This window comes from Bradyrhizobium sp. P5_C11_2, assembly GCF_054049755.1.
Map to the genome: position 1 here is coordinate 1 of NZ_JBFULT010000509.1, position 5543 is coordinate 5543.

Here is a 5543-nt window from a genome sequence, read left to right on the forward strand (position 1 = left end):
ATCCTCACCACCTTCCGCAAGGGCGGCACCCCCGCCACGCCCGCCGGCCCCAGCGCGCTGGACCGGGAGCGGCTGGCACGGGCGCTCGCCGACCTCGTCGCCTGCCGGGAAATGCTGCATTTGGCGCTGAAGGACGGCTAGGGGCGGACCCTCGGCTTTGCGGGCAGTTCCGCGGGCGCAGGGCCGATACCGGCGGGGCCGAGACCAAAATGGTGTGCCTCGCCTTGCGCAACGCAGCGATCCTAGCTAATGGAACGACGTTCGGAGCGTGGCGCAGCCCGGTTAGCGCACTAGTCTGGGAGACTAGGGGTCGGAGGTTCAAATCCTCTCGCTCCGACCAAATTATCAAACATTGTCAACGCCGTTTCGGGCTGGCCGGTTTACACCGGTCCGCCCGTTTACAGGCGGTTTACAATTTCCGTTCGTCGCTCGTTCCGGAATCTATAAGGGCCGCAGCCCTTCTCTTGGTTACGCAACCGCCAACGCTCTTGTTTTGGCGCGATTGCCTTTGCCGGTCCCTGGGTGGGCCGGATGGTCGCCGACGAGTGTGCGGTACTTGGCGGGCACGCGAGCGATTGGCTCGGATGCTGGGACAGGTAACCGCCGGGGTGGCAGGAGGACCGGATCATCATCGCGGGCATCTCCACCTAGGAGCTGACAGTCGATCTCGCGAGCAAGAACTTCGGCAGCCAAGGAAGGGACGGCGTTGCCGAGCATCCGTTGAATATGCGTACGACCGCAATCGAACCGAAGACCATCCGGGAACGTCTGCAGACGACAAAGCTCTTCGGTCGATAGGCGCCGGTTAGTCCAATGGAATGGACCTATTGCGGGGCCTGGCTGCGCCTGAATAGTCCAAGATGGCCTGTCCTTCGCGAGCTTTAATAGGAAACTCCAATATCGAGTGCGCCACCCGAAAAGCGGCATTCCTGCGCCACGGCTTGTATGAAAGAGATAGTTCTCTCCCTCCGGGATGGTCGGTAACAGATCCGCCCACTTGCCAGTCATGGCGAGGGATTGATCGTTCGGCTTTTGCGAAAGATCGCCCAATGCGTCCCAAGCTGTCCGGTATGGCTCAAGGCCGACGTTGGCCTGGAGATCGTCAGTTGCAACATGCGTAGGTTCGGGAAACTTGAACTCCTTCCCTTCACGGCTTGCAACGATAAAGACGCGCTCGCGAAACTGGGGGACGCCATAGCTCGCGGCATTGATGACACGCCATGCTGGCCTGTACTTTGTCCCGGCTTCGCGATTGATTTTCTCGATGCCCCTAAGAATGCGGTTCAGCCCCTCACTTTTGCCAGAGTAAGCAAGACCGTAGACGTTCTCGAGAAGAAACGCTTTCGGTTTGGTATCCCGCAGCACGCGCAAATAGGCAGTAAGGGTGTCCGCGCGAGGGTCCTCTAGGCGAAGCGCATCGCCGTTTGCCCAATATCCGGATTTCGAGAATGGCTGACAAGGCGGACCGCCGATCAGCACGTGGGCTTCACCAACGCGAAGCTTTCCAGCCTTGAGAATGTCTCGGGAGGAAACGTCGTGGATATTACCCTCGATGACCGACCAGGCGCGATTCATACGGAGGGTTCGGCAGCAAGTAGCATCGAATTCGACCGCTACCCGCGTCTCGAAGCCCGCCGCTTCAAAKCCATAATCGAGGCCTCCGGCGCCAGTGAACAAGCTAATGACTTTTCGGATGTTCTTGCTCACAGCGGTTATTCTACCTATTGCCGAATCGGGCCTGAGAACGTTCGTAGAACAGAGGGCTTGTATTGTCAATACAAGCGGGCGCTAAGTGATCATCATCAAGCTGCGAGAGATGATGGCAGCACATAAGGTGCGGACCGGCGACAGCTTGACGTACGCTGTCCTTGCTGAGCGAACCGGACTTTCTCGCGCCACCGTCGAATCGATTGCCTCTCGTAAACGGTACAACGCCAGCCTCGCAACTATCGAGCGCCTCTGTGCCGCTCTTCAGTGCGGGCCTGGCGAGCTGCTCGAGATAATACCGGACGGGAGAGGGCGGCGGGCAAAGTAGGATGGTTATCGACAAGAAAAGAGCGAAGGAACTGCTGCTCGAAGAGGCGGCGCGAGCATCGTCCGGTTACATCGACCGAACATGGCAGGCGGAGGCTGAGGCGCTCTCGGAGCTTGCCAAACGCTATCGAACGCACGTTGCGGCCGTTGCCACAGCCACGCTGGCCAAGTGCGTCGATCAGAAGGTCGATGTATTTTCTCTAAAGGCGAGTTCAGGCGAGTTTGGATATTCGGCACGATCGCTCGCGAAAGAAGTGCTTGCGCCGATGGCGCGTGAAATTGGCGTGAACTGGGGCGCGACGGGACCCGAGCCGCTCAACAATGTCCCTTACGTTGGAAAAGTGAGGATCAGTCGCGATTGGCCCGTTAAGGGAGGGGCTGTCGCGGCGCTCAACAAGGTCTGCGACATTCTGGATCGCCTTCAAGCCGTCAAGGACGAAACGCAAGCGAGAGCGGCTCTGCGTGCATTCATCTTCGTTCGTCGACAGCACGGGAAACAATACTCCGCGATGGTCGATGCGACGCTCGATGTGGCAATCGATCAGCTTTGCGAGGCGGTCCAGCACTACGTTGCGGAGAATTCTGAAGGCGGATTCCGCGCTCAAGCGGTTGTTGCCGCGCTTATGGATCTGATGGTCGGAGCAGATCGCACGAGTACAAAGCGGATAAATGATCCGTCTCGGACAGTGCCAGGAGACGTAGTCGTCACACGCGTAGACATGTCAGGAATCGAGCGCGTGCTCGAGGTCAGAGACAAGGTTGTGAAGCATGACGATCTTCTTATTCTCGCGACAAGAGCAGCCGAAAAAGGCGTGAGCGATGCGATCATGGTAGCGGTAGCTGGTGGGCAGCCAGACATTCGCTTCAATGAGGCGCAAGCCTGGGCTGCTCAGAAGGGAGTGGCGCTGACACTCTTTCAAGATTGGACCACCCTGATCCGCCAAGTGCTTCTGTGGTCGTCGACACCGACGCTTGAGGGGGCGCGGCAATTTCCGCAGATTATGTACGAGCGCCTAATAGCGATGGAAGCCTCGGAGGAGGCTGTTGAAACCTGGGCGAAGCGGTTCCAGAAGGACTAGTTAAGAAATTTGCGGAGCCGACGCTCCAGCATCGCCGCGTTGGACAGCTCGCATTCCCAGATGATGAGCGTTTTCCATTTCAAGGCGCGGAGTGCTTTGAGATTGCGCGTATCTCGGTCCTTGTTCCGCTGAAGTTTCGGAAGCCAATATTCCGGCCGTGTTCGCGGCTGCTTCGCGCCCAGTCGGCAGTTATGCTGATGCCAGAAGCATCCGTGGACGAAGATCACTCTGCGGCGTGAAGCAAAGACAATGTCGGGATTGCCGGGGAGATCGCGGCGATGAAGACGATAGCGATAGCCAAGTCCATGGAGCATGCGACGCACAAGCATCTCCGGCTTAGTGTCGACCTTGCGGATGCGCGCCATGCGCTGTGAAATTGTTAAGCGAGCGGCCTTGGGGGAGGCGATCATCTTACTTTTTCGGATAGCTGGCGGCTTGATTTTCTCTGTATAGCTCGAGTTTTCTGATCGCATTCGCCGCTAGCACCCCGCGCCGCGCGAGGTAGAGATCAATCACCTTCTGCGCCTTGTCGACGCTCCAGCACAGCGCCTCAGCGATCTCCGGCGCGGTGGCGCCGGCCTCAGCGAGTAGCGTCGCGGCCGTGCCGCGGTTGTCGTGGAAATTGAGATCGGCAGTTTTGACGTACTCGGCGTCGGCGCCAGTGGCCTCAGCGTTGATCGCATCGACCTTGTCGCAGTCCTCGCGCCAGTGCTCGTTGAAATAGCGTTTGGTGTAGGCCTTTCCGGTCGGCGTCAGCATCACCAGCGCGCCGACCTTCGTTTCCTTGAGCGCATCGAGATGCGCCTTCAGCTCGCGCGTGACGGGGATCCAGAGCAGTTTGCCGGTCTTGGTCGAACGGATCTGCACCCGGCTTCCGTCGTAGCGCGTCCAGGGAAACTTGCGGACGTCGCTGGCGCGCATGGCTGTATTCCGGACCATGATCATCGCCGTCGCCATGGCTGTGCGCGCGTTTGCGATGAATTGTTGCTGCAATTCCTCCGGCCAGGTCAGGTCCGATCTGTGGCTCTTGTAGAGCCGCGCGAACGTGTCGAGCGGGTTGAACTTGATGACGGCCTTTTCCCGCGCGAACGAGAGTACGCGGGCTAGCGCGGCAACCAGGTTATCGGCCGATCGTGGCGAGGACTTGCCGAGCTCGTTGTGCCAGGCCAACGCATCCTTCCGGAATTCCAGTGCGTCGTCAGCATCGTTGAAGGTCGCGACAGGGCACGTGCCCCAGCGCGCCTCTAGGCGCTTCAGCTTCCAGATGTACTGTTTCCGGCTCTCCTCGCTGAGGCCGTCAAAATAGGTGGACTGGTCGAAGTGCCGAATAAGCTGCATGAAGGTGCCTTCCCCCCTCGTGCGCATTTTTTTCTCGGCATCGGCATACATCTCGGCGAGCCTATTCTCGTCAAGCGGGAGGCCCGTGGCACGGTGATAGAGATAGACCTTGATCGACCCATCTGCCTGCCGCTTCTTGACGCGATGGACGCCCTTCAGCTTGAGGGGCCTGTTAGGCAGCCTGGGTCTTCCGCGCATGGTCGGCCTTCCAACGCTGGTACGGGGTTAGCTCGGCATCGGAGACTGTCACAATCCCGGAGGCTCGGTCCAGTGCCCGGTCCAAGGCTTTCCGGTCCCATCGGCTGGTACCGGGGATCGCGTCGGGCACAATGCCCTTGGCCCGCCATTGATCGAACGCTGCTAGCGTCTTGCAGCCGCAATACTCGGCCGCTTCCTGCTTCGTGAGGCAGCGTTTTTCGGTCACGAGYGAGCCCTTGGTGACTTCTTGCAGGCTTCGCCCTGGATCGCGCCGCATGCCATGCAACTGCCGTCCAAGTCGACCTCACTGCTCTCGCAACGCCGGGGCGGCGCCTCGTCGTCTCTGGTCCCGGCCTCGATCCTGCGGGCGCAATCGAACATGCGGGCGATCATCGCCTCGCAATCGGCGAAGCTGATGCCGTCGACGCCGCGGGCCGCCAGATCGCGCCACAGCGCGCCGGCCATGATGACGTTGACGCCGCTCATGCTGCCTCCGCTCGTTTGAAATGCATCTGCTGCCCGATGATCTCCGCGCGGCCGCTGGCGATCAGKCGATCGGCGACGCCGTCACTGATCCGCCGCGTGCCGAACCGCCAGCCGCCGCGCGGCGCCCGCTCAAAGGGGCTGAGTTTGAGCAGGCGAACGAAATAGTAATCGGTGTAGGTGCTGGAGCTGCTCACGCTGCCGCCCCGTTCTGGCGGGAATAGGCCAGCGTGCGGGCTGCGTCGGCGTGCTCGAAAATCTGCGACTTGCGCCAGCCCATACGCACCAGGTCGGGCAGGGCGGCGCCTTCGCTGCGGGTGCTGATGACGATGAAATCGTCGGCGAGCTGCGCGATCGCCGCGGCGCCCTCGAGGCCGGCGCGGGCCGCCGGCAGCGCGCGCGGAGCAATGG

Annotated in this window: 7 protein-coding genes, 1 tRNA gene and 2 pseudogenes; 4 read left to right on the top strand and 6 right to left on the bottom strand. The window is 60.5% G+C overall.

Features of this window, described 5'->3' with window-relative positions; genetic code table 11:
• Both ACXJL8_RS32425 and ACXJL8_RS32430 read left to right on the top strand, forming a co-directional pair.
• Positions 1-141, top strand: a pseudogene (locus ACXJL8_RS32425) (MerR family transcriptional regulator); the annotation flags it as partial.
• Between the two features lie 121 nt (positions 142-262).
• Positions 263-340 (top strand) — tRNA-Pro (locus ACXJL8_RS32430).
• Between the two features lie 128 nt (positions 341-468).
• On the opposite strand, the gene ACXJL8_RS32435 is transcribed toward ACXJL8_RS32430, so the two are convergent.
• Positions 469-1707 (bottom strand): DNA cytosine methyltransferase, encoded by a 1239-nt coding sequence (locus ACXJL8_RS32435; RefSeq protein ID WP_456622180.1) that lies wholly within the window; start codon positions 1705-1707, stop codon positions 469-471.
• 109 nt (positions 1708-1816) lie between these two features.
• Here ACXJL8_RS32435 and ACXJL8_RS32440 point away from each other — a divergent pair, with 109 nt between their 5' ends.
• Positions 1817-2035: a helix-turn-helix domain-containing protein gene (locus ACXJL8_RS32440; RefSeq protein ID WP_456622218.1), complete on the top strand. Its 219-nt coding sequence runs from the start codon at positions 1817-1819 to the stop codon at positions 2033-2035.
• A gap of 1 nt (position 2036) precedes the next feature.
• Positions 2037-3113: a restriction endonuclease, SacI family gene (locus ACXJL8_RS32445; RefSeq protein ID WP_456622179.1), complete on the top strand. Its 1077-nt coding sequence runs from the start codon at positions 2037-2039 to the stop codon at positions 3111-3113.
• Here the strand turns inward: ACXJL8_RS32445 and ACXJL8_RS32450 are convergent.
• The 5 genes and pseudogenes from ACXJL8_RS32450 to ACXJL8_RS32470 all read right to left on the bottom strand — a co-directional run.
• On the bottom strand, positions 3110-3523 hold the full coding sequence (locus ACXJL8_RS32450) for a very short patch repair endonuclease (RefSeq protein ID WP_456622178.1): 414 nt from the start codon (positions 3521-3523) through the stop codon (positions 3110-3112). The genes ACXJL8_RS32445 and ACXJL8_RS32450 overlap by 4 nt on opposite strands.
• A 1-nt stretch (position 3524) precedes the next feature.
• A complete protein-coding gene (locus ACXJL8_RS32455) occupies positions 3525-4649 on the bottom strand; it encodes a tyrosine-type recombinase/integrase (protein WP_456686254.1) in 1125 nt (374 codons plus the stop codon).
• Positions 4650-4871: 222 nt separating this feature from the next.
• The gene (locus ACXJL8_RS32460; RefSeq protein WP_456686255.1) at positions 4872-5135 is read right to left on the bottom strand and encodes a hypothetical protein; all 264 of its coding nucleotides are present in this window, start codon (positions 5133-5135) and stop codon (positions 4872-4874) included.
• A complete protein-coding gene (locus ACXJL8_RS32465; RefSeq protein ID WP_456622174.1) occupies positions 5132-5329 on the bottom strand; it encodes a hypothetical protein in 198 nt (65 codons plus the stop codon). Before ACXJL8_RS32465 ends, ACXJL8_RS32460 begins: the two co-directional genes overlap by 4 nt.
• Positions 5326-5543: pseudogene (locus ACXJL8_RS32470) on the bottom strand (phospholipase); the annotation flags it as partial. The gene ACXJL8_RS32465 and the pseudogene ACXJL8_RS32470, both read right to left, overlap by 4 nt.

Bases quoted from the DNA above. Each gene is read 5' to 3' on its own strand.
- ACXJL8_RS32455 (WP_456686254.1), bottom strand. From the start codon at position 4,649: ATGCGCGGAAGACCCAGGCTGCCTAACAGGCCCCTCAAGCTGAAGGGC.
- ACXJL8_RS32450 (WP_456622178.1), bottom strand. From the start codon at position 3,523: ATGATCGCCTCCCCCAAGGCCGCTCGCTTAACAATTTCACAGCGCATG.
- ACXJL8_RS32440 (WP_456622218.1), top strand. From the start codon at position 1,817: ATGATGGCAGCACATAAGGTGCGGACCGGCGACAGCTTGACGTACGCT.
- ACXJL8_RS32445 (WP_456622179.1), top strand. From the start codon at position 2,037: ATGGTTATCGACAAGAAAAGAGCGAAGGAACTGCTGCTCGAAGAGGCG.